Below are 24,692 nucleotides of genomic sequence, written 5' to 3'. Positions count from 1 at the left end.
ATGGAACTGCACACCCTCGTCCAGCTCACCACCGGCGTGACGCTGCTGACCTGCGTCCTGGCGGTGGCCGGCGTGCACGCCTACGCCTCCGGCCGGGCCCGGCGCGCCGCCCTCGTGGACCGCCTCGCACACACCGGCCCGCCGCCCGCGACCGGCCGCAGACGCCGCTTCCGCGACCTGGACCGGCGGCTGCGCCGCACCCGCCTCGGCCGCTGGCTGGAGCGGCGCCTGGCGGCCACCGGCCTGGACGTCACGCCGGGGGAGTTCTTCGCCGCCATGCTCGGGACGGTCGCCGCGCTCTGGCTGATCGGCCAGGCGACCCTGGCCCCCTTCTTCGGCCCGATCGCGGGCCTGCTCGGCGTCTGGGCGGCGGTCCAGTTCCTCAACTGGCAGCGGCAGAAGCGCATCGAACGGTTCATCAACCAACTCCCCGAGCTGGCCCGCATCCTGGCCAACGCCACCCAGGCCGGCCTCGCCCTGCGCACCGCGATCGGCATGGCGGCGGAGGAACTGGAGGCCCCGGCCGGCGAGGAACTGGCCAAGGTCGCCGACCAGCTCGCCGTCGGCCACTCCCTGGACGACGCCCTCGGCGAGCTGGCCGACCGCCTCCCCTCCCGCGAACTGGTCGTCCTGGTCACCACGCTGGTCCTGTCGAACCGGGCGGGCGGCCAGGTGGTCTCCGCCCTGCGGAACCTGACCGAGACCCTGGAGGAGCGCAAGGAGACCCGGCGCGAGATCCGTACCCAGCTCTCCCAGGTGACCATGACGTCGTACGCCGTGCCCGTCCTCGGGATCGGCGCGTTGTTCCTGATGAACGGCGTCAAGGACGGCGCGCTCGACCGCATGACCGGCTCACCGGTCGGCCAGGCGTGCGTGATCATCGCGTTCGCCATGTACGCCGTCGGCTTCGTCCTCATCCGCCGGATGAGCCGGATCGACGTCTGAGGGAGGTGACCCGGTGGCATACCTGCTCGCCCTGCTGATGGGCCTCGGCGTCTGGGGCGTCTTCGCCGGCATCCGCATGTACCGCGCGGACGCCAGGCTCCCCGGCGACCTCGCCGTCGCCCTGGAGGTCGGCGCCACCCGCACCGGCGCGGTCGGCTCGGTCATCGACCGCATGGGCATGCGCTACGCCCCGGCCGTGCTGCGCCTGATGGGCCCGCGCCGCGTGGCCAAGTACCGCCGGAAGATCGACCTCGCGGGCAACCCCGGCGGCCTGACCATCGACCGCTACGCGGCCCGCCGCGCCGTCTACGGCGCACTGGGCGCCGTCGGCTTCCTGGTCTTCCTCCTCCGCGGCCAGTGGTTCGTGGCCGTACTCCTGCTGCTGTTCGGCGCGTTCTGGACGGAGGTCGGCCTCTGGTCGGCGATCCGGGTCCGCAAGGACGTCATCGAGCGCACCCTGCCGGACTTCCTGGACGTCCTCGCGGTGGTGGTCAGCGCGGGGCTCGGCTTCCGGCAGGCCCTGGACCGGGTCGCCTCCCGCTACGAGGGCCCGTGGGCCGACGAACTGCGCATCACCCTGCGCCAGATGGACCTCGGCATGAGCCGCCGCGAGGCCTTCGCGGAGCTGCGCCGGCGCAACGACTCCGAGCAGGTGGCCATGTTCGTGACGGCGTTGCAGCAGGGCGAGGAGCTGGGCGCGCCCATCGTGGACACCCTGGTGTCCCTGGCCAAGGACATGCGCCGCACCGACGCCCAGAACGCCCGCCGCAAGGCCGCGCGTGCGGTGCCGAAGGCCACGCTGATGATCACCACGTTCATGGTCCCGGCGACGATGCTCCTGCTGGGCGCGGGCCTGCTCCTCGGCTCCGGCGTGGACTTCGGCTCCCTCACGGGGGAGTGAGGACGGCCGTGACGGTGACGGGTTCGACGGTGCTGAGGGGGCGTACGGGCCGGGGCGTGCAGGCGGGGGTGGCGCGGGCGGGGGCGTGGCTGCGGGCGGCCGGGGTGAAGCGGGAGCCGGGGTCGGCCGGGTTGAAGCGGGAGCCGGGAGCGGCTGGGTTGGAGCGGGACCCGGCGGCGGTCGGGCTGAAGCGGGATCCAGGGGCGGCCGGTGCCGGGACGGAGGTCCCACCGCACCCCACGCCGTCGGCGAGGCCGTCGGTGGCTCCGTCGGGGACGGGGACGGTGACGGTGACGGCGGCGCCACCGGACGAGCCCTCCGAGAAGCTCCAGATCCGTGCCCTCCAGGCCATGTGCCGCCAGGTCTTCGGCTTCCGCCTGGCGATGATCGTCCTGTCGGCTCCCGCCGCCCTCCTCAACGCGGCCCCCGGCCTGGGCGCCCGCCTGGTCGGCGCGGCCGTGGTCGTCACCTTCATGGTGTCCTACGTCCTCTTCCGCGACTGGGAACGCTTCGGCCCCCTCCTCCTGCGCCACCCCACCCTGCTGGCCGCCGACACCCTCTTCGGCTCCTTCCTCCTCATCTCGGCCGGCCCGGACACCACGCTCGCCTACGTCAGCGTCTGCACCCCGCTCCTGGCCGGCCTGGTCTACGGCTGGCGCGGCGCCGCCTGCTTCGCCTCGCTCCAGTCCCTGATCCTGCTCCTGGTGCACGCGACCCTGAAGGCCGACCGGCACGCGCCGGTGGCGGAGGCCCTCCTCCTCCCCGGCCTCTGCGTCATCGCCGGTGCCATGGGCTCGACCCTGCGCAACCTGATGCTCCGCTTCGGCGCCGCGACCCAGGCCCTGACGACGGTCCAGGCCCGCCTCGCGGCGGCGGAGGCGGTGAGCGCCGAACGCGCCCGGCTGGCCCGCGAGATGCACGACTCCGTGGCCAAGACCCTGTACGGCGTGGCCCTGGCGGCGGACGGCCTGGCGGCCACGGCGTCGGCCGCGACCCCCGACCCGTCCCGCATCAGGGAACAGGCGGAACTGGTGTCCCGCTCGGCGCGCAGGGCGGCGGCGGAGTCCCGGGAACTGCTGACGGACCTGCGCCGGGACCAGCCGGACGCGCCGGACCGGACCCCGCTGTGGCGGGAACTGGAACTCCGGGCGGCGGACTTCACGAGCCGCACGGGCTTACGGGTCACGTGCGGCTGGGGAGGGCAGGAGGGGGACGGTGAGGCGGGCGAGAGGGCCGGCGAGGCGGGGGAGGTCGGCGGTGAGGCGGGCGAGGGAACGGGAACCGCCCTGCCCGCACTCCCGGCCCCCCTGGCCCGCCATGTCCTCTCCATCGTCATGGAGGCACTGGAGAACGCCCACCGGCACGCGTCCGCGACCCGCGTGGACATACGGGCGGCGGTCGTAGGGCACCTGCTCCGCGTCACGGTCCACGACGACGGCAGAGGCCTCCCGCCGGGCACCACACTCGAAGAACTGCGTGGTTCCGGCCACTTCGGCCTGCTCGGCATGGTCGAGCGGGCGGCACAGGCCGGCGCCCGGATCCGCATCGGGAGGGGCACCCACGAACGAGGCACGGAGGTCCGCCTGGAGGTCCCGCCACCGCCACCGCCACCGCCACCGCCCCCGCCACCGGGGTCCCGGAATGCCTGAGAGGAGGCACATGCGTCCCCGACGACCATCACAACCGTTCCCACCGCCGTCGCAGGCGTCCCCGCCGCTGCGGCTGCTGGTCGCCGACGACAACCCCGTCGTCCGCGCCGGTCTGACGGCCCTGCTCTCGGGTCACCCGGACACCACGGTGGTGGCGGAGGCGAGGGACGGGCGGGAGGCGTACGAGGCGGCGGTCCGGCACCGGCCGGACGTCATCCTCCTCGACGTCCGCATGCCCGGCGTCGACGGAATCTCGGCGTTGCCCCACCTGGTGGGGCTGGCCCCCGTCATGATGCTCACCTACAGCCACGAGACGGAGACCGTACGGGAGGCGCTGCGGCTGGGGGCGGGGGGATACCTGGTGCACGGCGAGTTCACGACGGAGCAGTTGGTGAGGGCGGTGCGGGACGTACGGGAGGGTCGACCGCATGTGACGCCGGGGGCGGCGAGGGCGTTGCTGGCGGAGCTACGGGGTGATGCAGTTGCACACGACGATCCCCAACCTGCCGCTGATTCACCAGATTCCGCCCCCCACCCTCTTTCGCAACTGCAACCATCTGTGGGACAGTCCTTCCGGTCACGGTTCCGGCTGAGCAGCAGGGAGGCGGAGATCATGGACCTCATCGCGTCCGGCATGACCAACCAGCAGATCGCCGCCGCCTGCTTCATCAGCGAGAAGACGGTCAAGAACCACATCAACCGCATCTTCGCCAAGCTCCACAGCACGACGAGGTCCCAGGCGACGGCGAAGTGGCTGGGGGTGGCCTGACATGACACACCGGGCAGAAACCCCACACCCGGAATGGGCCTGGGGTTGGGCCCTGGGGCCCTCCGACAGGTGCTGCTGGGAGCTTTACGTTTCCGGAATCCGAAGCGAAGCCGGAGGGGAGCGTCATGAGCGACTGGATGCTGAAGTTCATGGTGGCGATGCAGCGCCGCACCGACGACAAGGGACAGACCGCCGTCGAGTACCTCGGGATCATCGCGGTGGTGGTGGCGATCGTGCTGGCGGTTACGGGTACCAGCATCGGATCGGCGATCCTCGACAAGATCATGGCGCAGATCAACAAAATCGTGTGAGGCGCCTCCGCCATTACGGCGATGCCGGGCAGGCCTTCCCCATCTACATCACGGTGGTGGCGGGCCTGCTCTTTCTTGCGTTCGCCTACCTGGCGGTAGGTCAGGCTGCGGTGAACCGCGGCGGCGCGCAGACAGCAGCTGACGCAGCTGTGCTGGCTGCTGCCCAAAACGGGCGTGACCAACTCGCGGCCGCATGGGTCGCCGATCTGCTCGACCCGGACAAGTGGGAGGACATCTTCCACGGCGAGACGCCGGTCGACAACCCCTGCGCGCGTGCAGAGCAACTCGCGGCGCAGAACGATGCCACGCTGAATGACTGCAACTGGCAGCTTCTGCGGTACACGGTCGATGTCGAAACGAACAAGTCAGTCGGAGATTCCGTTGTCCCCGGCACGGAGGACATCCACTCCCATGCCTCTGCCACGGCCGTGATCGAGCCACGCTGCTCGTTCGACCCTCCCGAGGAGGCAGCCGGCGGCGATGAACTGCCCCAACTCGACTGTGACGGCAAGACCTGGACTCTGGACCCGGACGATGAAGCCACTCTGCCCGCGCCGGAGGATCTGTTCGACGTACACCTGGCCGATGGACAACCCCACGACGATTGATGAGGAAGCGGAGCGATGAGCATGCGGTTCACTGCGAAGGCCCGCAGGGGGATGGTCGCGCTGACCGTTGCTGCTGGGCTGGCCGTTACCGTTGCCGGTTGTGGCGGCGGAGGGAATGACGACAAGAAGCCGGAGAACTCTGCGTCGGCATCCAAGACCGATGGCTCCCAGCCGAGTGCTCAAGAGGGGCAGTCAGAGGCACCTTTGGCAGAGCTCAAGGGACAGGACGGTCTTCTCCTCCAGGTGACCTCCGCACAGCGGGATTCCGGTGGATTCGTCACCGTGAATGGCAACCTGAAGAATGACGGGGCGCAGTCGGTGGTCATTCCGTCTGCCCTACGCGGCGACGAGACTGAGATCGTTCAGCATGGGACATCTCTCGGCGGTGCCACCCTCGTGGACGCAAACGGAAAGAAGCGCTACTACGTGCTGCGGGACACCGACGGGCGGCCCCTCACCACGACCGGTCTCTCAACGATCCAGTCAGGTCAGACCATCCCAGTGTTCATGCAATTCCCTTCCCCACCCGCGAACACCACCGAGGTGACCCTCCAACTGCCCACCTTCGCCAGTGCGTCCGTCAAGATCTCCGGGTGAGGCCCAAGTGATCACCACACCCCGGATCGCCCTCACGGCCGTTGTCCTGCTGTTCGTCGTGAACCTGTCCGCCACCCCCGCGTCCGCCGACGACACCGGTCCCAGTGAACCCCCCGGTACCGAACCCTCCGCCACCGCCCCGGTGAAGGTGGACCCCACGGATCCGGATCTGAAGTTGCCGGAAGGGGCCACGCTGGCCGAGGCCAAGGTGTTGGACATCAAGTCGGTCGTGGAGGACCAGAGCGGGGACGAACGGCGCGAGGACACCAACGCCGACGTGACCTTCGCCCTCCAGGCCGAGGTGCTGTTCGGCAAGGACAGCGCCAAGCTCGGCGCGGAGGCGAAGGCCCGTATCGCCGGCATCGCCGAGGAGATCAGGAAGCAGCACGCGACCCAGGTCCGCGTCTTCGGCTTCACCGACAACCTCGGCTCCTCCGCCCACGGCGACACCCTCTCCAAACAGCGCGCCAACGCCGTACAGGCCGTACTGGACCAGGACCTGAACACCCCGTCCATCACCTTCGACGTCCGCGGCTACGGCGAGCAGTACCCGATCGCCGACAACTCCACCGAGGCCGGCCGGAAGAAGAACCGCCGGGTGGAGGTGTCCTTTCCGCGTACCCAGCAGTGAGACAGCTGCCGGCTACCCCGGGGACACCCCCGGCTCCACCTCCACCCGTACTCCCGGCCGCAGCCCCCACCCCGCCATCGCCCCCGCCTCCGCCTCCAGCACGTGCCGCGCCCGAGGGCGCGGCAGGCCCAGGCGGCCGGGGCGCATCGTGCGGACAGCGATGACGGTCAGACGGCGGTCCAGGTAGGCGACATCGATCGGGATCCGCATCCCGAAGGTGTGCACCCCACTGGCCGGCGACAGCAGCAGCGCCCCGTCGACCGCGTCCCGGCCCAGGAGCCCCTTCGTCCGCGCCCGGTAGGAGGCCGCGATCTCCAGGGGCACGGGGACGGCGGCCCGTCCCGCGCCGGAGGCGGAGGCGGAGGCCGAGCCCGCCCGCACGATCAGCCGTCCCCGCCCGTCCCGCCAGCGCCGCCCCATGCCCCGACCTCCCACGTCCAGCCACCCGTGTCGCCAACTCGCCCGGATGCGCAAACCCGTTGTCCTTTCCTGTCCTCCCCACTAGGAAGGGCTCCATGACCGCACTCGGTGTTGTATTCCGCCCCCAGCTTCCTCCCGAGCGGCTGCGGGCCGTCGCCCGCCTCGCGGATGACGCGGGGCTCGAAGAACTGTGGCTGTGGGAGGACTGCTTCCTGGAGGGCGGGGTGTCCACGGCCGCCGCCGCGCTCGCCTGGACCGAACGGGTGCGGGTCGGCATCGGACTGCTGCCCGTGCCGCTCAGGAACGTGGCCGTCACCGCCATGGAGGCCGCCTCGCTGGAGCGCATGTTCCCCGGCCGGGCCATCCTGACCGTGGGGCACGGGGTGCAGGACTGGATGGGCCAGGTCGGCGCCCGGGCCGCCTCCCCGCTGGGTCTCCTCGGGGAGCACCTGGACGCCCTGCGCGCCCTGCTGCGCGGGGAACGGCTCAGCGTGCGCGGGCGGTACGTCCAGTTGGAGGACGTCGCCCTCGACTGGCCCCCGGAGCGCCCGGTCGACGTCCTCGCTGGCGCCACCGGACCCCGTACGCTCCGGCTCTCCGGTGAGAAGGCCGACGGCACCCTGCTCACCGCCGCCACCTCGGCGGACGGCGTACGGCGGGCCAGGAAGCTCGTGGACGAGGGGCGGCGGGCGGCCGAACGTGACGGTGCGCACCGGATCGTGGTCTATCTGCTGGCCGCCACCGGCACCGGAGCCGACGCCCGGCTGCGCGCGGAACTGGCCGCCGAGGGGCTGGAGCCGGCGGCGGACGTGGGGGTCGCCGGGGACGCGGGCGCGGTCGCCGAGGCGGTACGGCGGCTGGCCGAGGCCGGTGCGGACACCGTCGTGCTGCAGCCGACGGCGGACGAGCCCGACCCGGAGGGCTTCGTGCGCTTCGCCGCGCGGGAGGTCCGCCCGCTGGTGTCCTGAGCGGACGCGGCGGGGAGATGAGTCGCCGCAGGTCAGGGGCATTGTCAGTGGCGGGTGTCACGCTCTCCCTCATGGCTGACCGACACGAGCAGAACATGGCCGGTGACCGCGACCCCGGTGCGCCCGACTCGGATCTCCCCGTGCGGCTGCGGGCCGTCACGGAGCAGGATCTGGAGGCCCTCTTCGCCTACGAGCACGACCCCGAGGCCGTCCGGCGGTCGAGGTTCGCCCCCCGGCCGCGGGAGGTCTTCTTCCGGCACTGGCGGGAGCGGGTGCTCGGTGACCCCGACTGCCTGGTGCGGACGGTCACCGTCGGCGGGGAGGCCGCCGGGAGCGTCGTGTCCTGGACACAGGACGGTCGGCGGTTCATCGGTTACTGGCTCGGGCGGCCGTACTGGGGCCGCGGGGTCGGCACGCGGGCGCTCGCCCGGTTCCTGGAGCTGGAGCCGGTGCGACCGCTGTACGCGGACCCCTTCGCCGGCAACACCGCCTCCGTGCGGCTCCTGGAGAGACACGGCTTCGAGCGGACCGGCACGGTCCGCCACGGGGCGGACGAGCACATCATGCTGGTTCTCGCGGCGCCGCACGGGGAGGGCTGAGAGCGGTCCCGGCCGGGGGGCGGAAAAACCGGAGGACCCGCGGGGGCCCCGCTGGGACCATGGCCGTATGAGTCAACAGCGTTCCTTCGAGGACCTCGTGGCCGAGGGTGCCGCCGTACCGACCGAGGGCTGGGACTTCTCGTGGTTCGAGGGCCGGGCCACCGAGGAGCGGCCGTCGTGGGGCTATGCCCGGTCGGCGGGGGAGCGGCTGGCCGGCGCGGAGGCCGTGCTGGACATCCAGACCGGCGGCGGGGAGGTGCTGGACTTCGCGCTGGGCCGGGCGGAGCCCGCCCGGCCGGTGCTGGTCGCTGCCACCGAGGGGTGGCCGCCCAACGTGGCGAAGGCCACCGCCCTGCTGCGGTCCCAGGGCGTCGTGGTGGTCGCCGCCCCGGACGACGCGCCGCTGCCGTTCGCGGACGGGGTGTTCGACCTGGTGCTCAGCCGGCACCCGGTGCGGCCGTACTGGACGGAGATCGCCCGGGTGCTGCGACCCGGCGGGACGTACTTCGCCCAGCACGTGGGGCCGAGCAGCGCCTTCGAGCTGGTCGAGTACTTCCTCGGGCCGCAGCCGGAGGAGGTGCGCGCCGGCCGTGACCCCGAGCGGGAGCGGGCCGGCGCCGAGGCGGCGGGCCTGGAGGTGGCCGGGGTGCGGGCGGAGCGGCTGCGGATGGAGTTCCACGACATCGGCGCCGTCGTCCACTTCCTGCGCAAGGTGGTGTGGATGGTCCCGGACTTCACGGTCGAGGCGTACGAGCCCCGACTGCGCGCGCTGCACGAACGGATCGAGAAGGAGGGGCCGTTCGTCGCGTACAGCGCCCGGCAGCTTTTCGACGTACGCAAGCCGGGTCGTCGACCGTAGTCCGACCGGAGTTCACCCGGGGTTTCCACATTGTTATCGAGCGCGGTTCACACCGGTCTCCTCGATCACGTAAGTTCAGACCAAGGTTATTCGCGTGAGCAAAGCTGCGCGGGCGGTACCGCGCAGTGGAGGGGGCTGCGCGGTGCCGTGGAACCGCGCGGTCTTCGCCCCGGTGGCGTAGCGGAGGCGTCAAGTCCACCCTTCACTGACGGCGTCGCCCGTCCGGGGGGACTCGGGGCAACTCGCCGATGAACCCCAAGATGGCCTAATCCTTGCGAATCCGTTCGTATCCGGCCGGATTTCCCTGGAATTCCGCTGTGAACCGGCCATGAAGCCCCCATGAATCCCGCATTCCGCGGCCAGCGGGGCGTCGCCGGATGATTCCGGAGAGTAGTTGTGGCCCGCCGATGCACCCACCATCCCTTACGAAGGGTTATGGTGGAAACCCCCCCTCGGGCCGGTCCGTCTCCCCCCCACGGACCGGCCCGTTTTTCTTCCCCGCTCCGGGAACCCGATCCGGGAACCTCCCGTCCCCGGTCCGCCGTCCCCACTGAAGGGGCGGGCCATGACCAACCCCCGAGCAGCGGTAGGCTCAACGGCTCCGGCACCCCGTCCCCCGCGCCCAACCCCCGCGCCCAACCCCCGGAGGGTCACGTGAACCTGCGCGACAAGCTGCGCGGCCTGCTCGTCAGGCTCTACGCACGCCGGGTGGAAGGCCACCTGGACCACGCTCAGGTGCCCAAGCACATCGGCGTCATCATGGACGGCAACCGCCGCTGGGCTAAGGCGTCCGGCTCCAGCACCGTCCACGGGCACCGGGCCGGTGCCGAGAAGATCGAGGAGTTCCTCGGCTGGTGCACCGAGACCGACGTCGAGGTCGTCACCCTGTGGCTGCTGTCCACCGACAACTTCGACCGGCCGCAGGAGGAGCTCGTCCCCCTGCTCGGCATCATCGAGGACGTCGTCCGCACCCTCGCCGCCGACGGCCGCTGGCGGGTGCACCACGTCGGCACGATGGACCTGCTGCCCGCGCAGATGCAGACGGCCCTCAAGGAGGCCGAGGAGGCCACCGCCCACATCGACGGGATACTCGTCAACGTGGCCATCGGCTACGGCGGCCGGCAGGAGATCGCCGACGCCGTGCGCTCCATGCTGCTGGACGCGCAGGACAAGGGCGTGTCCATGGAGGAACTCGCCGAGTCCGTCGACATCGACATGATCGGCCGTCACCTGTACACCGGCGCCCAGCCCGATCCCGACCTGGTGATCCGCACCAGCGGGGAACAGCGGTTGTCCGGATTCATGCTCTGGCAGACCGCTCACTCGGAGTACTACTTCTGCGAGGTCTTCTGGCCGGCCTTCCGGAAGGTCGACTTCCTGCGCGCCCTGCGCGACTACGCCGCACGTCACCGCCGGTACGGAGGCTGACCCGCCGGCCTCGCCCCGTCGCCGCTCGGTGACGGGGCGTCGTCGTTTACCCCGATTGGCGGGGATGTAACGAGGAGTTCACCGGCGCGCTGGTGGCCGCATTTGCATGGCCGCGCATCATCGAGGGCATAAGCCAAGCAGGTCGACGCCCGAACCACGGGCGTCGGATCTCAGCGGGCGGCACGGGGTCGCCCGCCCGGGAGGCCCTTTGCACCAGCCCGACCGTGCGGTCACCGCACGGAAGCAGCCGCGGAGGGCCGGTTCACGGCCCGCCGTGCGCGGGGGCCGGACACCGGTCCAGCATCACTTCGTCGCTCCCCGACCTCATCCGAGGGGGTACGTCTTTCCGTGGTGACCAGCACAAAGCGCCACAAGCCCGACCGGCGCACGTATGTTCTCGACACCAGCGTCCTGCTGGCCGACCCGAACGCCCTGGCCCGCTTCGACGAGCACGAGGTCGTGCTCCCGATCGTGGTGGTCACGGAGCTGGAGGCCAAGCGGCACCATCCGGAGCTCGGCTACTTCGCCCGCCAGGCACTGCGCCTGCTGGACGACTACCGGGTGAAGCACGGTCGCCTCGATGCCCCCATCCCGATCGGGGAACTGGGCGGGACGGTCCGGGTCGAGCTCAACCACTCGGATCCCAGCGTGCTGCCCACCGGCTACCGCCTGGGGGACAACGACTCGCGCATCCTCGCGGTGGCCCGCAACCTGCAGGCCGAGGGGTTCGACGTCACCGTCGTGTCGAAGGACCTGCCGCTCAGGATCAAGGCGTCCTCGGTCGGCCTCCTCGCCGAGGAGTACCGGGCCGAACTGGCCATCACGGAGAACTCCGGCTGGACCGGGATGACCGAACTCACCCTGCCGGGTGAGCAGGTGGACGTCCTCTTCGAGGAAGGGCACGTGTACGTACCGGAGGCGGCCGACCTCCCCGTGCACACCGGCCTGACCATCCAGTCCGAGCGCGGCAAGGCGCTCGGCCGGGTCACCGCCGAGGGCAATGTCCGGCTGGTGCGCGGCGACCGGGAGGCGTTCGGCATCAAGGGCCGCAGCGCCGAGCAGCGCATCGCGCTCGACCTGCTGCTCGACCCGGACGTCGGCATCGTCTCGATGGGCGGGCGGGCCGGCACCGGCAAGTCGGCGCTGGCGCTGTGCGCGGGCCTGGAGGCGGTCCTGGAGCGCCGCCAGCACCAGAAGGTGATGGTCTTCCGGCCGCTGTACGCGGTCGGCGGGCAGGAGCTGGGCTATCTGCCGGGTACCGAGGCGGAGAAGATGAGCCCGTGGGCCCAGGCCGTCTTCGACACCCTGTCGGCGGTCACCAGCCGGGAGGTCATCGAGGAGGTCACCGCGCGCGGGATGCTGGAGGTGCTCCCGCTCACCCACATCCGCGGGCGCTCGCTGCACGACGCGTTCGTCATCGTGGACGAGGCGCAGTCCCTGGAGAAGAACGTCCTGCTGACTGTTCTGTCCCGGATCGGCGCGAATTCGCGTGTCGTTCTCACGCATGACGTGGCACAGCGGGACAATCTGCGCGTAGGACGCTACGACGGCGTTGTCGCCGTGGTGGAGAAACTGAAGGGGCACCCGCTCTTCGCCCACGTCACGCTGACGCGTTCCGAGAGGTCCCAGATTGCGGCGCTTGTGACCGAAATGCTGGAGGACGGTCACATCTGACGTATCTCGCGTGCAGGTGACGGCTGTTGGCGCCGTCCGGCAAAGGCCACGAGCCTAGCCGGGCGGCGCCTTCGTGCGTGGAGCTTTCCTGAAATCCCCAGGGCCAAACGGGATGTGAGCTTTCACACGCAACACAGAATTGCCACGCGGCGTCCGGTTACGGCAGAGTCTCGTTCCTGTCAGGCCCCGCATACGACACAGCTGTACCCCCAGCGGTACGACGCCACCTGAGCACCACCAACTCCATAGAGTTCGTCGTATGCCGCCCGAGCACCACGCGGCGCTCCCTCCGGGGGAGTTGCCCACCGGGCCCGCGCCTCCCGTGACCCCGCAGTTGGGAGGCCAGTGTCAGGGGCACGATCGCGTCCGCCAGGGTCACCGAAGCGGGCGATGCTGGAAGGAAACCGTGTGAGCCGGATTTCGGTCCGGGGATTCGCAGTGGCCTCCGCCACCGCGGTCACCGCTGTCGGAAGCGTCGTCGGCGTTGCCTCGGGCAGCACCGCGCAGACCAACGACGCCGAGGCGACGGCAGCCGACACCACGCTCCTCGCCGACATACCCGCGGGTCAGCAGGCGCAGGTGCAGACCGCGTCCCTGACGCAGCAGGCCGACGCCCAGGCCATCGCCGCGGACGTGAGCGCCAAGAAGGACGCCGAGGAAGCGGCCCGCAAGGCTGCCGCCGAGACCGCGATCGCCAAGAAGGAGCTCGCCGAGAAGGCGGCCAAGGAGGCCAAGGAGCGCGCCGAGGCGAAGGCCGCGGCCAGCCGTGGGACCGACGTCCGCGACTCCTCCAGCTTCCCGGTCCAGGGCAGCTACTCCGTGGCGCAGATCCAGGCGATGGCGCGTCAGATGGTGGCCGGCGACCAGTACGGGTGCTTCAGCAACATCGTGAACCACGAGTCCAGCTGGAACTACCGCGCGGTGAACGCCTCCTCCGGCGCCTACGGCCTCTTCCAGGCCCTGCCCGGCTCCAAGATGGCCTCGGCCGGCGCCGACTGGCAGACCAACCCGGCCACCCAGATCAAGTGGGGCCTCAACTACATGAACGGCCGGTACGGCAGCCCGTGCCAGGCCTGGTCGTTCTGGCAGGCCAACCACTGGTACTAGACGCTCTGCCGGTACCGGCGCCTCACGCCGGTGCTCTCTCAACCTCGCGCAGCCCCTCCCCGTCCTTAGGGGAGGGGCTTTCGCCCTGTACGGTCGTATCCGAACGACTCCAGGGGGGAGTGGTGGCGAGCACCCGGGGACGCGGGGGAAGAGGACGGATCATGTCGCGAGTGCCAGGCTGGCTCGGCCGGCTGGGAGCCGGTCTCACCGAGATGAGCGAGCGCCTGGACGAGCGCCGCGCCGAGGTGGAGAAGGAGCACGGCGAAGCCGTCGAGCCCGCCGCGTCCGCCGATCCGGGGCCGGCCGACGCGCCTGCCGTCACGGCCGCGCCCGTCCGCCGGCCCGCAGCGCCGTCCGGTCCCCGCCCCGATCCGGCCGAGGCCGTGCCGTGGGGCGTCCGGGTCGCGGCCGAGGCGGGCTGGCGGCTGCTGGTGCTGGCCGGCACGGTCTGGGTGCTGATGCGGGTCATCAGCGCCATCCAACTGGTGGTGTTCGCCTTCGTCATCGCGCTGCTGGTCACCGCGCTGCTCCAGCCGACGGTCGCCCGGCTCACCCGGCGCGGGGTGCCGCGCGGCCCGGCCACCGCGCTCACCGCCATCAGCGGCTTCGTCGTCATCGGCCTGATGGGCTGGTTCGTGACCTGGCAGGTCATGGAGAACATCGACACGCTCTCCAACCAGATCCAGAGCGGCATCGACGACCTGCGCAACTGGCTGCTGAAGAGCCCGTTCCACGTCACCGACAAGCAGATCAACCAGATCGCCAAGAACCTCCGCGAGGCGATCGGCGCCAACGCCGACCAGATAACGTCGGCCGGTCTGGAGGGCGTCCAGGTCATCGTGGAGGCCCTCACCGGCATCCTGCTGGTGTTCTTCTCGACGCTGTTCCTGCTCTACGACGGCAAGCGCATCTGGCAGTGGTTCCTGAAGCTGGTGCCCGCCGCCGCCCGTCCGGGCGTGGCCGGCGCCGGTCCGCGCGCCTGGCGCACCCTGACCGCCTATGTGCGCGGCACGGTCCTGGTCGCCCTCATCGACGCCATCTTCATCGGCATCGGCATCTACTTCCTGGACGTGCCGATGGCCGTCCCGCTGGCTGTCTTCATCTTCCTGTTCTCGTTCATCCCGCTGGTCGGCGCGGTCGCCTCCGGCGCGCTCGCGGTGATCGTGGCCCTGGTCACCCAGGGCGTCTTCACCGCCGTGATGACCCTCGTCGTCGTCCTCGCGGTCCAGCAGATCGAGGGGCACGTCCTGCAGCCGTTCATCCTGGGCCGCGCGGTCCGGGTCCACCCGCTGGCGGTCGTCCTGACCGTGGCCGCCGGCGGCATGGTGGCCGGCATCGGCGGCGCGGTGGTGGCCGTACCGCTGGTGGCGGTGACGAACACGGTGGTGGGGTACCTGCGGCAGTATTCGCAGGAGGTCCAGCAGCACGCCTCCGCCGAGCCCGTGGAGGAGACCGAGGCCCCGGACGCGCAGGACCCCGCCCACCAGGGGTGAGCGGGGTCCTCGGCGTACGGCTTTATTCGGCCAGTACGGCCTCGGCGTCGAGGGTGACGCCGACCGCCTGCACCACGGAGGCGATCTTGAACGCCTCCTGGACGGTCTCGCGCTCCACGCCGGCCTTGCGCAGCACCTGCTCGTGCGAGTCCAGGCACATGCCACAGCCGTTGATCGCGGAGACCGCGAACGACCACAGCTCGAAGTCGACCTTCTCCACGCCCGGGTTGCCGATGACGTTCATCCGCAGGCCCGCGCGCAGGGTGCCGTACTCGTGGTCGGACAGCAGGTGCCGGGTGCGGTAGAAGACGTTGTTCATCGCCATGATGGCGGCGGCCGACTTCGCGGCCTGGTACGCCTCCGGCGAGAGGTTCGCCTTCGCCTCCGGCTCCAGCTCACGCAGCACGATCGGGGAACGGGAGGCGATGGCGGTCGCCAGCACCGTGCCCCACAGCTGCTGCGCGGGCAGGTCCGAGTTGCCGATGACCGAGCCCAGGTTGAGCTTCAGGTCCTTGGCGTAGTCCGGGATACGGGACTTCAGGGAGTCGAGCGACACGGGTCACTCACCAGCCAGCAGCGCGACCGGGTCGAGGGTCTGCTCGCCCTTGGTCCAGTTGCAGGGGCACAGCTCGTCGGTCTGCAGGGCGTCCAGGACCCGCAGGACCTCCTTGGGGTTGCGGCCCACGGAACCGGCGGTGACCATCGTGAACTGGATCTCGTGGTTCGGGTCCACGACGAAGACGGCGCGCTGGGCGTAGCCGTCCTCGCCCTCGATGCCGAGGTCGCGCATCAGCTCGTGCTTGGGGTCCGCCATCATCGGGAACGGCAGGTCGGTCAGGTCCGGGTGGTCCTTGCGCCAGGCGTGGTGGACGAACTCGGAGTCACCCGAGAAGCCGAGGATCTGGGCGTCGCGGTCGGCGAACTCGTCGTTCAGCTTCCCGAACGCGGCGATCTCGGTCGGGCACACGAACGTGAAGTCCTTGGGCCAGGCGAAGACCACCAGCCACTTGCCCTCGTAGGACTTGTGGTGGATCTGCTCGAACTCCTTGCCCTTCTCCAGCGAGACGCAGGCGGTCAGTTCGAACTCGGGGAACTTGTCACCGACAGTGAGCACGCGCTCTCCTTGCAGCGAAGAAACTTCCCTTTTGGGGTGTTTCCCATGGGTTGGACGTGGTCGATGTTGGCACAGGGTGCATTGATTAGTGAAATAGCTACACTCGGTCGTGTTGATCGGAGGTAGTTATCAGTGACCGTGAGCAACGGCAAACGCAGGCAGCCGAGCCTGGCGCAGCTACGGGCGTTCGCCGCCGTGGCCGAGCACCTGCACTTCCGGGACGCGGCGGCGGCCATCGGGATGAGCCAGCCCGCCCTCTCGGGCGCGGTCTCGACCCTGGAGGAGACTCTCGGCGTCACCCTCCTTGAGCGTACGACCCGCAAGGTGCTGCTCTCGCCCGCGGGGGAGCGGCTGGCCGTGCGGGCCAAGGCGGTGCTGGACGCGGTGGGCGCGCTGCTGGAGGAGGCCGAGGCGGTCCGGGCGCCCTTCACGGGCGTGCTGCGCCTCGGGGTGATCCCCACGGTCGCGCCGTACCTGCTGCCGACCGTGCTGCGGCTCGTCCACGACCGCTACCCGCACCTCGACCTCCAGGTGCACGAGGAGCAGACCGCCAACCTGGTCGAGGGCCTGAACTCCGGGCGGCTCGACCTGCTGCTGCTGGCCGTGCCGCTGGGCGTCCCCGGAGTCCTGGAACTCCCCCTCTTCGACGAGGACTTCGTGCTCGTCACCCCGCTCGACCACTGGCTCGGCGGCCGGGAGGGCATCCCGCGCGAGGCGTTGAAGGAGCTGAACCTGCTCCTCCTCGACGAGGGGCACTGCCTGCGCGACCAGGCGCTGGACATCTGCCGGGAGGCCGGCCGCGAGGACGCCCCGGTCACCACCACGGCGGCCGGCCTGTCCACGCTGGTCCAGCTGGTGGCCGGCGGCCTCGGCTGCACGCTGCTCCCGCGCACCGCGCTCAAGCTGGAGACCACCCGCAGCAGCCGGCTGCTGACCGGATACTTCGCCGAGCCCGCCCCGAGCCGCCGGGTCGCGTTCGCGATGCGCGCGGGGGCGGCGCGCGCCGCGGAGTACGAGGAGTTGGCGGGCGCCTTGCGGGAGGCGCTGCGGGCGTTGCCCGTAAGGGTGCTGGAGGCGTGAGCGCCCCGCAGGGGCGCGGGGCACCGCTCGACCGGCCACGACGGCACCGCAGCCCGTCGACGGCGGACTCACTCCGTACGCAGGCCCTCCGGCCGCATCATCCTGACCAGCGGCGGCAGGCTCAGCAGCGTGACCGCGAGGACCACCGCCGCGCCGGCGCCGGTCAGGGACAGCACGCTCGCCCAGTCGACGGAGACCGGGGTCGCCGTCATCTTCAGCAGGACCGTGCCGAGGGTCAGGCCCACCGCCGAGGCCAGCAGCAGCCCGAGCGTGATCGGTACGGCCGTCTGCCACAGCACCGACAGGCCGAGCGTGCGGCGCCGGGTGCCGAAGGCGAGCAGTGACGACAGCAGCTTGCGCCGCTCGCGCAACTGCTCCAGCTGGGAGACCAGCAGGCTCGCCCCGATCAGCGCCAGTACGCAGACCGCGCCGATGAACAGGCCGGTGCGCAGGGAGGTGTACCGGTTGGACTGCTCGGTCGCCGCCCAGCGCCAGGCGCTGGCGAGGCGGTCCACCCGTGCGGCCGTGTTGCGCACGTACTCGTCCGCGTACGGCACCGACAGGTCGAGGCGGACGTAGACCTGGTGGTACAGCGTCGACGCGGCCCCGGCGGGCAGCGCGGACGGGGTCAGCAGCAGGCCGGTGATGTCCGGCCGGAGCGTGTCCTTGCGGGCGGTCACCTGCCGCAGACCGGACGGCACCGTCCAGGGGATCTCCCGCCCGCGCTCGCTGTCCGTGTAGGTGGCGTCGATGAAACCGCGCCGGCCCGGCCGCATGAGGGCTCGCACGGCCGCGTCGTCGTCCGCGCGGGGGAGGACGAACACGTCCCCGTCCCGGCAGGACGGCAGGCGCACCAGTTCGCGCAGCGCGGCACAGTCGCCGACGGTGAGGCTCGCGGTGGTGCCGGGATCGCGGCGCTTGTCGGAGAGTCCGCCGGAGGAGATGGCCATGGACGCCTTGACGCCCCGGGTGCGGGCCAACTCGCGGGCGGCGACCGGCAGCCGGGACCGGTCCGTGAGGTCGACCTCCATCGAGGCCCGGTGCGGATCGCGGCCGGTGTCCTTGGTGTACTGGCCCTCCACGCCCGCGAACAGCATCTGCAGTGCGATCGCCCCGGCCACCGCCACCGCGATGCCGTTGACCATGCGGGCGGCCGTGCCGCTGCTCAACTGGAGTCGTCGTACGGCCAGTTGCCAGGAGACCGCACCCGCGCCGAGCCGGGCGACGAACGCCTCCACCAGCCAGGGCAGCAGCGCGGTGACGCCGACCAGGAGCAGCAGCACGCCACCGATGACGAGGTACTGGTTGAAGTCGCCGTGGGTGCGGCCGTCGCCGATCATCGGATACAGCATCGCGAGGCCCGCCAGCGGCAGCAGCAGCCGCCACCACAGGCGCCGCCGGGGCTGCTTGGCCGTACGCACCACGCCGAGCGGTTCCACCACCACCCCGCGCATCGCGAGGAGCGTCACCAGCACCGCGGCCGCCGGGACCGCCACCGCGACCAGCGCGACCAGCGCGGGGGAGGGGTCGAGGTAGCTGGGGAAGAAGCTCTCCCCCATGACCTCCACCGAGCCCGCCGCCTGGCGTCCGATCAGGAAGAACACCGCGCCGACGGCCAGCCCGAGCAGCGACCCGGCCAGTGCCTCGCCCGCCGCGATCCGGTGGGTCATCCGGCTGTCGGAGCCCACCAGCCGCAGCGCGGCCAGCCTGCGGTCGCGCCGCTCGCCGCCGAACCGTACGGCCGCGGCGATGAAGACGGCGACCGGTGTCAGCAGAACGACGAACACGACCAGCGTCATCAGGATGAGCACCGGGTCGGTCCGCTCGGTCGTGGGGTGCGGATCGCCGAACGCGGTCAGCCGCACCACCCGCGAGCTGCTCTTGGTCACCTTCAGACCCTCGGCACCCGCGTAGTAGGTCAGTTCGCGCGAGCCGACCAGTCCGGGTTCGCCGATCGTGCCGGTGATCCGGTACGGCAGCCGCTCCCGCAGCAGCTTCCCGCCCTCCGAGGAGAGCAGCTCCTTCAGCGCGGGCGAGACCACCATCGCGCCCTGTGCCGGGAAGCGGTCGAGACCGGGCGGCAGCGGCGCCCGCGCACCCTCCGGCTCCAGCAGCCGGCCCCGGATGTCCCTGGAGTGCCACTCGGTGTCGGTCGTGCCGACCAGCACGGTGTTCTCGCCCTTGGGCGGCACGGCCGCGCTGAAGGTGAGGTCCTGGCGGGCCTGTCCGCGCTGGTGCCGTGCCGTCAGCACGTTCGGCAGCGCCGTCGTCAGCAGCAGCAGGGCCACGCCCAGGCCGACGCCGACCGCCGTCAGCAGCATCCGGACCCAGCCCTCGCGTCCGCCGGTGACGGCGAACCGGGCCCCCATGCCCAGGTCTCTGCACCACTGCCGGACGTTCATATGGCGCGCTCCATGTCGCGGGACCTGCCGTCGCGTACGACGATCTCGCGGTCGGAGTAGGCGGCCACCCGGGCCTCGTGCGTGACCAGGACGACGGCGGCGTTGGTGGAGCGGGCCGCGTCGGTCAGCAGCTCCATCACGCGTTCGCCGTTGAGGGAGTCGAGCGCGCCGGTCGGCTCGTCGGCGAACAGCACCCGGGGTCCGGTGACCAGCGCCCGCGCCACCGCGACCCGCTGGCCCTGGCCGCCGGAGACCTCGCCGGGCCGCTTGCCCTTGAGGTCGTCCACCTCCAGGCGTTCCATCCAGCTCAGCGCGGCCCGCTCGGCCTCCCTGCGGGAGGTGCCGTTCAGGCGCAGCGGCAGCGCCACGTTCTCCACGCAGGTCAGCTCCGGGACGAGCTGCCCGAACTGGAAGACGAAGCCGAACTCGCTGCGGCGCAGGGCGCTGCGCCCGGCGTCGTTCATGCCGGCCAGTTCGCGGCCGTCGTAGGTGATGGAGCCGGAGTCGGGCGGCACGATGCCGGCCAGACAGTGCAGCAGCGTGGACTTGCCGGAGCCGGAGGGGCCCATGACGGCGACGACCTCGCCGGGGTGGATGGAGAACTCCGCGCCGTCGAGCGCGACCGTGGGGCCGTAGGACTTGCGCAGGTTCTCGGCGGCGAGCAGGGTGCCGGGCGGGGGAGTCACTTGGCCACCACCTCCGCGCGGAGCTTGTCGAGGCGCGCGGCGGTCAGTTCCAGCCAGCGCAGGTCGGCCTCCAGGTGGAACAGGGCGTGGTCGCAGATCAGCTGGTCCGCGAGGTCGCCCTTGCGCTTGCGGTCGGTCAGGATGCGCATGCTGCGCAGGTGTTCGGCCCGCTGGGTGTCGAGGATGTCGGTGGCGTCGCGGTGGGTGAGCAGGGCCAGGACGACCTTGGTGTAGAGGGTCGACTGGAGGTACTCCTCCGGCTTCTCCGGGGTGGCGAGCCAGCGCTCGACGTCGGTGACGCCGGCGTCGGTGATGGCGTACCGCTTGCGCTCGGGGCCGCCGCCGGCCTCGATCCCGTCGACCTCCACGAGGCCGTGCTTCAGCAGCCGGGACATCGTGGAGTAGACCTGGCCGTAGTGCAGCGGCCGGTCGTGACCGAACTTCTCGTCGAAGGCCCGCTTGAGGTCGTAGCCGTGGCGCGGGCCGGACTCCAGGAGCCCTAGAAGGGTGTGACCGATGGACATGGCAGCACTCTACACACGGTGTATACGCGGGATGTATACACGCCGTGCGGTGAGCGTGGCGGGCGGTACGGCCCCGCAGGTGGGGGCCGATTGTCACGGTTCTGACACAGGCGGCCGGCCCCGCCGCGGCAGCGGTCCGGCCTCCTTCGGCAGACGCCCCGCCTCCGCCAGGGCGCGCCGCAGCAGGAACTCGATCTGCGCGTTCGCCGAGCGCAGCTCGTCCCCGGCCCACCGGGCCAGCGCCTCGTACACCAGCGGGTCCAGCCGCAGCAGCACCTGCTTGCGCTGCTGCGGCCGGCGCTTCGGGGTCCCCGAGGGGTCCGTCACCGGATCCGTCACTGGTAGAGCGTCCCCGTGTTGAGGACCGGCTGGGGGGCCCGGTCCCCGCACAGCACCACCATCAGGTTCGACACCATCGCCGCCTTCCGTTCCTCGTCCAGCTCCACGATGTCCGCGTCCGCGATGCGGGCCAGCGCCGCCTCGACCATGCCGACCGCGCCGTCCACGATCTGCCGGCGGGCCGCGACGACCGCACCCGCCTGCTGCCGCTGGAGCATCGCCGAGGCGATCTCGGGAGCGTACGCGAGGTGCGTGAAGCGGGACTCGATGACCCGCACCCCGGCCGCCTCCACCCGCGCCTGGAGTTCCACGGCCAGCTTCTCGGTGATCTCCTCGGCGTTGCCGCGCAGCGACAGGCCGTCCTCCTCGTGGGCGTCGTACGGGTACTCGATGGCGATGTGCCGCACGGCCGTCTCGGTCTGCGTGGCGACGAACTCGGCGAAGTCGTCGACCTCGAAGGTGGCCTGGGCGGTGTCCTGGACCTTCCACACCACGACCGCGGCGAGCTCGATCGGGTTGCCGTAGGCGTCGTTGACCTTCAGTACGGCGGTCTCGTGGTTGCGCACCCGGGTGGAGATCCGGGTCCGGGAGGTGAAGGGGTTCACCCAGCGCAGACCGTCCTGCCGGATCGTGCCCCGGTAGCGTCCGAAGAGCTGGACGACCCGGGCCTCGCCCGGCGCGACCGTGTTCAGGCCGCGCATCGCGATGACGGACGCCAGCAGGACGAGGACGCCGGCGGCGACGAGCCCGCCCCGGGCCGCGCCGGAGGAGGCCGCCCCGGAGGCCGCGAACAGCGCGACCGCGGCGCCGAGCCCGATCAGGCCGAGCAGCAGGGCGAGTCCGCCGCCGATGCTGTGGGCGGTGAACTCCCGCACCCGTGGCGCGGGCATCTCGGGGACGTCGGCGGTGGCGGCCGGCTCGGATATGGACATAGGGGACCCCCGGTTCTGGTGTCGCCTGGCTCTGTCTGCCTAGCGCAGTTCTAGCTAACTGATATCACTTTACCCCGCCGAGCAACCTCGGACCAGTCACAGCCGTCGGTTCCGATGGGGCAGGTGCTGATTGTCACGTCCGTAAAAGAACGGATCGGACGCCCTTTGTCATATAGAGGGGTGTTAGCTTTCGGAGCTGACCCCGAGACGGAAGCGAGCGTAGGGACCCATGGGACGAGCGGAAGAGAGACGAGCGCGACAGCGCGGCGGCCACCGCGCGGCACCCAAGCGCCGCCGCTCCGCGCCCACGCCCCCGGCGGCCACCGCGTCCGGCGCCTCCGGCGGGGGGTCCGCGTCCGGCAAGCCCGCGTCCGGCAAACCCGCCAAGAGCCTCATACGCCGGATCTTCGGCTGGAAGAAGATCCTCGGCACCTTCTTCGGCGTGTGCCTGCTCGGCATCCTGGGCTTCATCGGCCTGTACCTGTACGTGGACATCCCCGAGGGAAACGCCGCCGCCCAGCAGCAGAGCAACGTCTACAAGTTCAGTGACGGAACGATTCTGGCCCGCAAGGGCGAGGTCAACCGCGAGATCGTCGACCTGTCGAAGGTGCCCCGCAAGGTCCAGCTCACCTTCGTCGCCGCCGAGAACAAGAGCTTCTACCACGACTCCGGCGTCGACCTGCGCGGGACCGCCCGCGGTCTGCTCAACACGCTGTCCGGCAAGGGCAAGCAGGGCGGCTCCACGATCACCCAGCAGTACGTCAAGAACTACTACCTGAACCAGGACCAGACCGTCACGCGCAAGCTGAAGGAGCTGGTCATCTCACTCAAGGTGGACCGCGAGAAGTCCAAGGACGACATCCTCGCCGGCTACATCAACACCAGCTACTACGGCCGCAACGCCTACGGCATCCAGGCCGCCGCCCAGGCCTACTACCACGTCGACGCCGAGGACCTGAAGGTCGAGCAGGGCGCCTACCTCGCCGCCCTGCTCCAGGCCCCCAGCCAGTACGACTGGGCCGTGGCCACCAAGACCGGCAAGCGGCTCGTCCAGCAGCGCTGGAACTACGTGCTGGACAACATGGTCGAGGAGGGCTGGCTCTCCAAGACCGAGCGGGACGGCCTGCACTTCCCCTACCCCAAGGAGCCCAAGGGTGCCCCCGGCCTCGGCGGGCAGAAGGGCTACCTGGTCGAACTCGCCAACCAGCAGCTGGAGCAGCAGCTCATGGCGCGGGAGGGCCTGACCCAGTCCCAGGCGGAGAACGCCGTCGTCGACAAGGGCTGGACCATCACCCTCAACATCGACCGGAAGAAGCAGGCCGCGCTGGAGAAGGCCGTCAGGACGCAGCTGACCGGCAAGCTCGACCCGAAGAAGCGCAAGGTCGACGGCGCCATCCAGGCCGGCGCCGTCTCCGTCGACCCCAAGACGGGCCGGATCGTCGCGCTGTACGGCGGCCAGGACTACTACAAGCACTACTACGACAACGCCACCCGCCAGGACTACCAGCCGGCGTCCACGTTCAAGCCGGTCATCCTCGCCGCCGCCCTGGAGCAGAACGCCACCACCCAGGACGGCAAGCCGATCACCGCGAGCACCGTCTACGACGGCACCAGCCGCCGCCAGGTCGTGGACCACGGCACCAAGGTCGGCTTCGCCCCGCCGAACGAGGACGACGTCGACTACGACAAGATCACCGTGCAGCAGGCGATGAACAAGTCCGTCAACTCCGTCTTCGCGCAGATGGGCGTGGACGTCGGCATGGACAAGGTCATGAGCACGGCGGGCAAGCTCGGCATGAACACCAAGGGCATGCAGGCCGTGCCCGCCCAGACCCTCGGCTCCATGGGCGCCAGCCCCCTGGAGATGGCCGGGATCTACGCCACCTTCGCCAACCACGGCTACAAGGTGACCCCGACGATCATCAAGTCGGCCGAGAACAGGGGCCGTACGGTCGACATGCCGAACCCGGTCGGCGGCTCGGTGATCAGCCGTACGGCCGCCGACACGGTCACCTCGGTGCTCACCGGCGTGGTCGACGACGGTACGGCCAAGCAGTCCGTGGCGAACAACCCGCTGCGCGACGGCCAGCAGGTGGCGGGCAAGACCGGTACCTCCGACGAGAACAAGTCGGCCTGGTTCACCGGCTACACCCCCGACCTGGTCACCTCCGTCGGCCTGTTCGGCGAGGACCCGAAGACCAAGGCCCACGTGTCCATGAAGGGCGCGACCGGCCTGCTCCCGCCGCCCGGCCGGATCAACGGCGGCGGCTACCCGGCGCAGATCTGGGCCACGTACACCTTCGGCGTCACCGACAAGGCGAAGTTCGACCTGAACACCACGCAGGGCGCGGCCGTCGAGCCGACCGAGACGCCGACCTGGACGCACACCCCGACCCAGACCCCCAGCCGGACGCCGACCGAGACGCCCTCGCAGACGTCGCAGTCGCCGACCGAGACGCCCTCGCGGACGCCGACCCAGACCCCCAGCCAGACGCCCACCCAGACCCCGACCCAGACCCCGACGAGCGGGCCGCCGACGACGTCGATCAGCCCGGAGAACCCGCTCGACCCGGAGAACGTCCCGTAGCCCCAGACAGGACACAGCGAAGGGCGCCCGGTCACACCGGGCGCCCTGTCGCATGTCACGGGGTCGCGC

Annotated in this window: 26 protein-coding genes; 17 read left to right on the top strand and 9 right to left on the bottom strand. The window is 70.9% G+C overall.

Translation table 11 applies throughout. The annotated features are described in order from the left end of the window. Both ACH4LD_RS32115 and ACH4LD_RS32110 read left to right on the top strand, forming a co-directional pair. Positions 1-945: a type II secretion system F family protein gene (locus ACH4LD_RS32115; RefSeq protein WP_103815821.1), complete on the top strand. Its 945-nt coding sequence runs from the start codon at positions 1-3 to the stop codon at positions 943-945. A gap of 13 nt (positions 946-958) precedes the next feature. Next, positions 959-1,846, top strand: coding sequence for a DUF5936 domain-containing protein (locus tag ACH4LD_RS32110; RefSeq protein WP_398057675.1), 888 nt, complete (start codon positions 959-961; stop codon positions 1,844-1,846). Here ACH4LD_RS32110 and ACH4LD_RS32105 read toward each other — a convergent pair. Further along, on the bottom strand, positions 1,833-2,198 hold the full coding sequence (locus ACH4LD_RS32105) for a hypothetical protein (RefSeq protein WP_398057751.1): 366 nt from the start codon (positions 2,196-2,198) through the stop codon (positions 1,833-1,835). The two genes, ACH4LD_RS32110 and ACH4LD_RS32105, sit on opposite strands and share 14 nt — an antisense overlap. On the opposite strand from ACH4LD_RS32105, the gene ACH4LD_RS32100 reads away from it, so the two are divergent. From ACH4LD_RS32100 to ACH4LD_RS32075, 6 genes are all read left to right on the top strand, one after another. Continuing rightward, positions 2,107-3,495 carry a sensor histidine kinase gene (locus tag ACH4LD_RS32100; protein WP_398057748.1) on the top strand — a complete coding sequence of 463 codons (1,389 nt, stop codon included), beginning with the start codon at positions 2,107-2,109 and terminating at the stop codon, positions 3,493-3,495. The genes ACH4LD_RS32105 and ACH4LD_RS32100 overlap by 92 nt on opposite strands. 10 nt (positions 3,496-3,505) lie before the next feature. Then, positions 3,506-4,264: a response regulator gene (locus ACH4LD_RS32095; protein ID WP_398057676.1), complete on the top strand. Its 759-nt coding sequence runs from the start codon at positions 3,506-3,508 to the stop codon at positions 4,262-4,264. 125 nt (positions 4,265-4,389) lie between these two features. Next, positions 4,390-4,575: a hypothetical protein gene (locus tag ACH4LD_RS32090; protein ID WP_398057677.1), complete on the top strand. Its 186-nt coding sequence runs from the start codon at positions 4,390-4,392 to the stop codon at positions 4,573-4,575. Continuing rightward, the gene (locus tag ACH4LD_RS32085; RefSeq protein WP_398057678.1) at positions 4,572-5,183 is read left to right on the top strand and encodes a flp pilus-assembly TadE/G-like family protein; all 612 of its coding nucleotides are present in this window, start codon (positions 4,572-4,574) and stop codon (positions 5,181-5,183) included. The genes ACH4LD_RS32090 and ACH4LD_RS32085 overlap by 4 nt, the downstream gene beginning before the upstream one ends. Before the next feature lie 15 nt (positions 5,184-5,198). Beyond that, positions 5,199-5,780, top strand: coding sequence for a hypothetical protein (locus ACH4LD_RS32080; protein ID WP_398057679.1), 582 nt, complete (start codon positions 5,199-5,201; stop codon positions 5,778-5,780). 7 nt (positions 5,781-5,787) lie between these two features. Continuing rightward, a complete protein-coding gene (locus ACH4LD_RS32075; RefSeq protein ID WP_398057680.1) occupies positions 5,788-6,411 on the top strand; it encodes an OmpA family protein in 624 nt (207 codons plus the stop codon). Between the two features lie 12 nt (positions 6,412-6,423). Here the strand turns inward: ACH4LD_RS32075 and ACH4LD_RS32070 are convergent, their stop codons facing one another. After that, positions 6,424-6,831, bottom strand: a complete 408-nt coding sequence (locus tag ACH4LD_RS32070) for a DUF192 domain-containing protein (RefSeq protein ID WP_398057681.1) — start codon at positions 6,829-6,831, stop codon at positions 6,424-6,426. Between the two features lie 95 nt (positions 6,832-6,926). Here ACH4LD_RS32070 and ACH4LD_RS32065 point away from each other — a divergent pair, with 95 nt between their 5' ends. From ACH4LD_RS32065 to ACH4LD_RS32035, 7 genes are all read left to right on the top strand, one after another. Further along, positions 6,927-7,799, top strand: coding sequence for an LLM class flavin-dependent oxidoreductase (locus tag ACH4LD_RS32065; RefSeq protein ID WP_398057682.1), 873 nt, complete (start codon positions 6,927-6,929; stop codon positions 7,797-7,799). Between the two features lie 95 nt (positions 7,800-7,894). Beyond that, a complete protein-coding gene (locus ACH4LD_RS32060) occupies positions 7,895-8,398 on the top strand; it encodes a GNAT family N-acetyltransferase (protein WP_398057749.1) in 504 nt (167 codons plus the stop codon). Between the two features lie 67 nt (positions 8,399-8,465). Further along, positions 8,466-9,257: a class I SAM-dependent methyltransferase gene (locus ACH4LD_RS32055; RefSeq protein ID WP_398057683.1), complete on the top strand. Its 792-nt coding sequence runs from the start codon at positions 8,466-8,468 to the stop codon at positions 9,255-9,257. A 654-nt stretch (positions 9,258-9,911) separates the two neighbouring features. Then, on the top strand, positions 9,912-10,685 hold the full coding sequence (locus ACH4LD_RS32050; RefSeq protein WP_103815811.1) for an isoprenyl transferase: 774 nt from the start codon (positions 9,912-9,914) through the stop codon (positions 10,683-10,685). A gap of 348 nt (positions 10,686-11,033) precedes the next feature. Then, a complete protein-coding gene (locus ACH4LD_RS32045; protein ID WP_014674686.1) occupies positions 11,034-12,359 on the top strand; it encodes a PhoH family protein in 1,326 nt (441 codons plus the stop codon). Positions 12,360-12,749: 390 nt separating this feature from the next. Further along, positions 12,750-13,466, top strand: coding sequence for a transglycosylase SLT domain-containing protein (locus tag ACH4LD_RS32040; protein WP_181140626.1), 717 nt, complete (start codon positions 12,750-12,752; stop codon positions 13,464-13,466). Between the two features lie 161 nt (positions 13,467-13,627). Continuing rightward, entirely contained in the window at positions 13,628-14,959 is a 1,332-nt protein-coding gene (locus ACH4LD_RS32035) for an AI-2E family transporter (RefSeq protein WP_398057684.1), read from the top strand. Positions 14,960-14,981: 22 nt separating this feature from the next. Here the strand turns inward: ACH4LD_RS32035 and ACH4LD_RS32030 are convergent, their stop codons facing one another. Next, a complete protein-coding gene (locus ACH4LD_RS32030; protein WP_103815808.1) occupies positions 14,982-15,515 on the bottom strand; it encodes an alkyl hydroperoxide reductase in 534 nt (177 codons plus the stop codon). Positions 15,516-15,518: 3 nt separating this feature from the next. Next, positions 15,519-16,073 (bottom strand): peroxiredoxin, encoded by a 555-nt coding sequence (locus ACH4LD_RS32025; protein WP_103815807.1) that lies wholly within the window; start codon positions 16,071-16,073, stop codon positions 15,519-15,521. A 132-nt stretch (positions 16,074-16,205) separates the two neighbouring features. On the opposite strand from ACH4LD_RS32025, the gene ACH4LD_RS32020 reads away from it, so the two are divergent. Then, the gene (locus ACH4LD_RS32020; RefSeq protein WP_398057685.1) at positions 16,206-17,153 is read left to right on the top strand and encodes a LysR substrate-binding domain-containing protein; all 948 of its coding nucleotides are present in this window, start codon (positions 16,206-16,208) and stop codon (positions 17,151-17,153) included. Positions 17,154-17,221: 68 nt separating this feature from the next. Here the strand turns inward: ACH4LD_RS32020 and ACH4LD_RS32015 are convergent, their stop codons facing one another. The 5 genes from ACH4LD_RS32015 to ACH4LD_RS31995 form a co-directional block, all read right to left on the bottom strand. Next, a complete protein-coding gene (locus ACH4LD_RS32015) occupies positions 17,222-19,555 on the bottom strand; it encodes an ABC transporter permease (RefSeq protein ID WP_398057686.1) in 2,334 nt (777 codons plus the stop codon). Then, positions 19,552-20,241 carry an ABC transporter ATP-binding protein gene (locus ACH4LD_RS32010; RefSeq protein ID WP_132790563.1) on the bottom strand — a complete coding sequence of 230 codons (690 nt, stop codon included), beginning with the start codon at positions 20,239-20,241 and terminating at the stop codon, positions 19,552-19,554. Before ACH4LD_RS32010 ends, ACH4LD_RS32015 begins: the two co-directional genes overlap by 4 nt. Continuing rightward, a complete protein-coding gene (locus ACH4LD_RS32005) occupies positions 20,238-20,765 on the bottom strand; it encodes a PadR family transcriptional regulator (RefSeq protein ID WP_103815803.1) in 528 nt (175 codons plus the stop codon). The genes ACH4LD_RS32010 and ACH4LD_RS32005 overlap by 4 nt, the downstream gene beginning before the upstream one ends. Before the next feature lie 93 nt (positions 20,766-20,858). After that, positions 20,859-21,104: a hypothetical protein gene (locus ACH4LD_RS32000; RefSeq protein ID WP_132790565.1), complete on the bottom strand. Its 246-nt coding sequence runs from the start codon at positions 21,102-21,104 to the stop codon at positions 20,859-20,861. Then, positions 21,101-22,036: an SPFH domain-containing protein gene (locus ACH4LD_RS31995; RefSeq protein WP_398057687.1), complete on the bottom strand. Its 936-nt coding sequence runs from the start codon at positions 22,034-22,036 to the stop codon at positions 21,101-21,103. The genes ACH4LD_RS32000 and ACH4LD_RS31995 overlap by 4 nt, the downstream gene beginning before the upstream one ends. Before the next feature lie 229 nt (positions 22,037-22,265). Between ACH4LD_RS31995 and ACH4LD_RS31990 the strand changes: the two genes are divergently transcribed. Continuing rightward, positions 22,266-24,623, top strand: a complete 2,358-nt coding sequence (locus ACH4LD_RS31990; protein ID WP_398057688.1) for a transglycosylase domain-containing protein — start codon at positions 22,266-22,268, stop codon at positions 24,621-24,623. Positions 24,624-24,692 lie beyond the last annotated feature (69 nt).

This window comes from Streptomyces sp. NPDC017676 (assembly GCF_044329325.1).
In the GTDB taxonomy this organism is placed as follows: Bacteria; Actinomycetota; Actinomycetes; order Streptomycetales; family Streptomycetaceae; genus Streptomyces.
Note: the sequence above shows the minus strand (reverse complement) of the source record. Positions and strands in the feature narration are given on the sequence as shown.

What these genes read in the sequence shown, in the direction of transcription:
- ACH4LD_RS32115 (WP_103815821.1), top strand. Translation starts at nt 1, where the DNA reads ATGGAACTGCACACCCTCGTCCAGCTCACCACCGGCGTGACGCTGCTG.
- ACH4LD_RS32105 (WP_398057751.1), bottom strand. Translation starts at nt 2,198, where the DNA reads ATGGCCTGGAGGGCACGGATCTGGAGCTTCTCGGAGGGCTCGTCCGGT.
- ACH4LD_RS32095 (WP_398057676.1), top strand. Translation starts at nt 3,506, where the DNA reads ATGCGTCCCCGACGACCATCACAACCGTTCCCACCGCCGTCGCAGGCG.
- ACH4LD_RS32090 (WP_398057677.1), top strand. Translation starts at nt 4,390, where the DNA reads ATGAGCGACTGGATGCTGAAGTTCATGGTGGCGATGCAGCGCCGCACC.
- ACH4LD_RS32080 (WP_398057679.1), top strand. Translation starts at nt 5,199, where the DNA reads ATGAGCATGCGGTTCACTGCGAAGGCCCGCAGGGGGATGGTCGCGCTG.
- ACH4LD_RS32070 (WP_398057681.1), bottom strand. Translation starts at nt 6,831, where the DNA reads ATGGGGCGGCGCTGGCGGGACGGGCGGGGACGGCTGATCGTGCGGGCG.
- ACH4LD_RS32065 (WP_398057682.1), top strand. Translation starts at nt 6,927, where the DNA reads ATGACCGCACTCGGTGTTGTATTCCGCCCCCAGCTTCCTCCCGAGCGG.
- ACH4LD_RS32060 (WP_398057749.1), top strand. Translation starts at nt 7,895, where the DNA reads ATGGCCGGTGACCGCGACCCCGGTGCGCCCGACTCGGATCTCCCCGTG.
- ACH4LD_RS32055 (WP_398057683.1), top strand. Translation starts at nt 8,466, where the DNA reads ATGAGTCAACAGCGTTCCTTCGAGGACCTCGTGGCCGAGGGTGCCGCC.
- ACH4LD_RS32040 (WP_181140626.1), top strand. Translation starts at nt 12,750, where the DNA reads ATGCTGGAAGGAAACCGTGTGAGCCGGATTTCGGTCCGGGGATTCGCA.
- ACH4LD_RS32035 (WP_398057684.1), top strand. Translation starts at nt 13,628, where the DNA reads ATGTCGCGAGTGCCAGGCTGGCTCGGCCGGCTGGGAGCCGGTCTCACC.
- ACH4LD_RS32015 (WP_398057686.1), bottom strand. Translation starts at nt 19,555, where the DNA reads ATGAACGTCCGGCAGTGGTGCAGAGACCTGGGCATGGGGGCCCGGTTC.
- ACH4LD_RS32005 (WP_103815803.1), bottom strand. Translation starts at nt 20,765, where the DNA reads ATGTCCATCGGTCACACCCTTCTAGGGCTCCTGGAGTCCGGCCCGCGC.
- ACH4LD_RS31995 (WP_398057687.1), bottom strand. Translation starts at nt 22,036, where the DNA reads ATGTCCATATCCGAGCCGGCCGCCACCGCCGACGTCCCCGAGATGCCC.
- ACH4LD_RS31990 (WP_398057688.1), top strand. Translation starts at nt 22,266, where the DNA reads ATGGGACGAGCGGAAGAGAGACGAGCGCGACAGCGCGGCGGCCACCGC.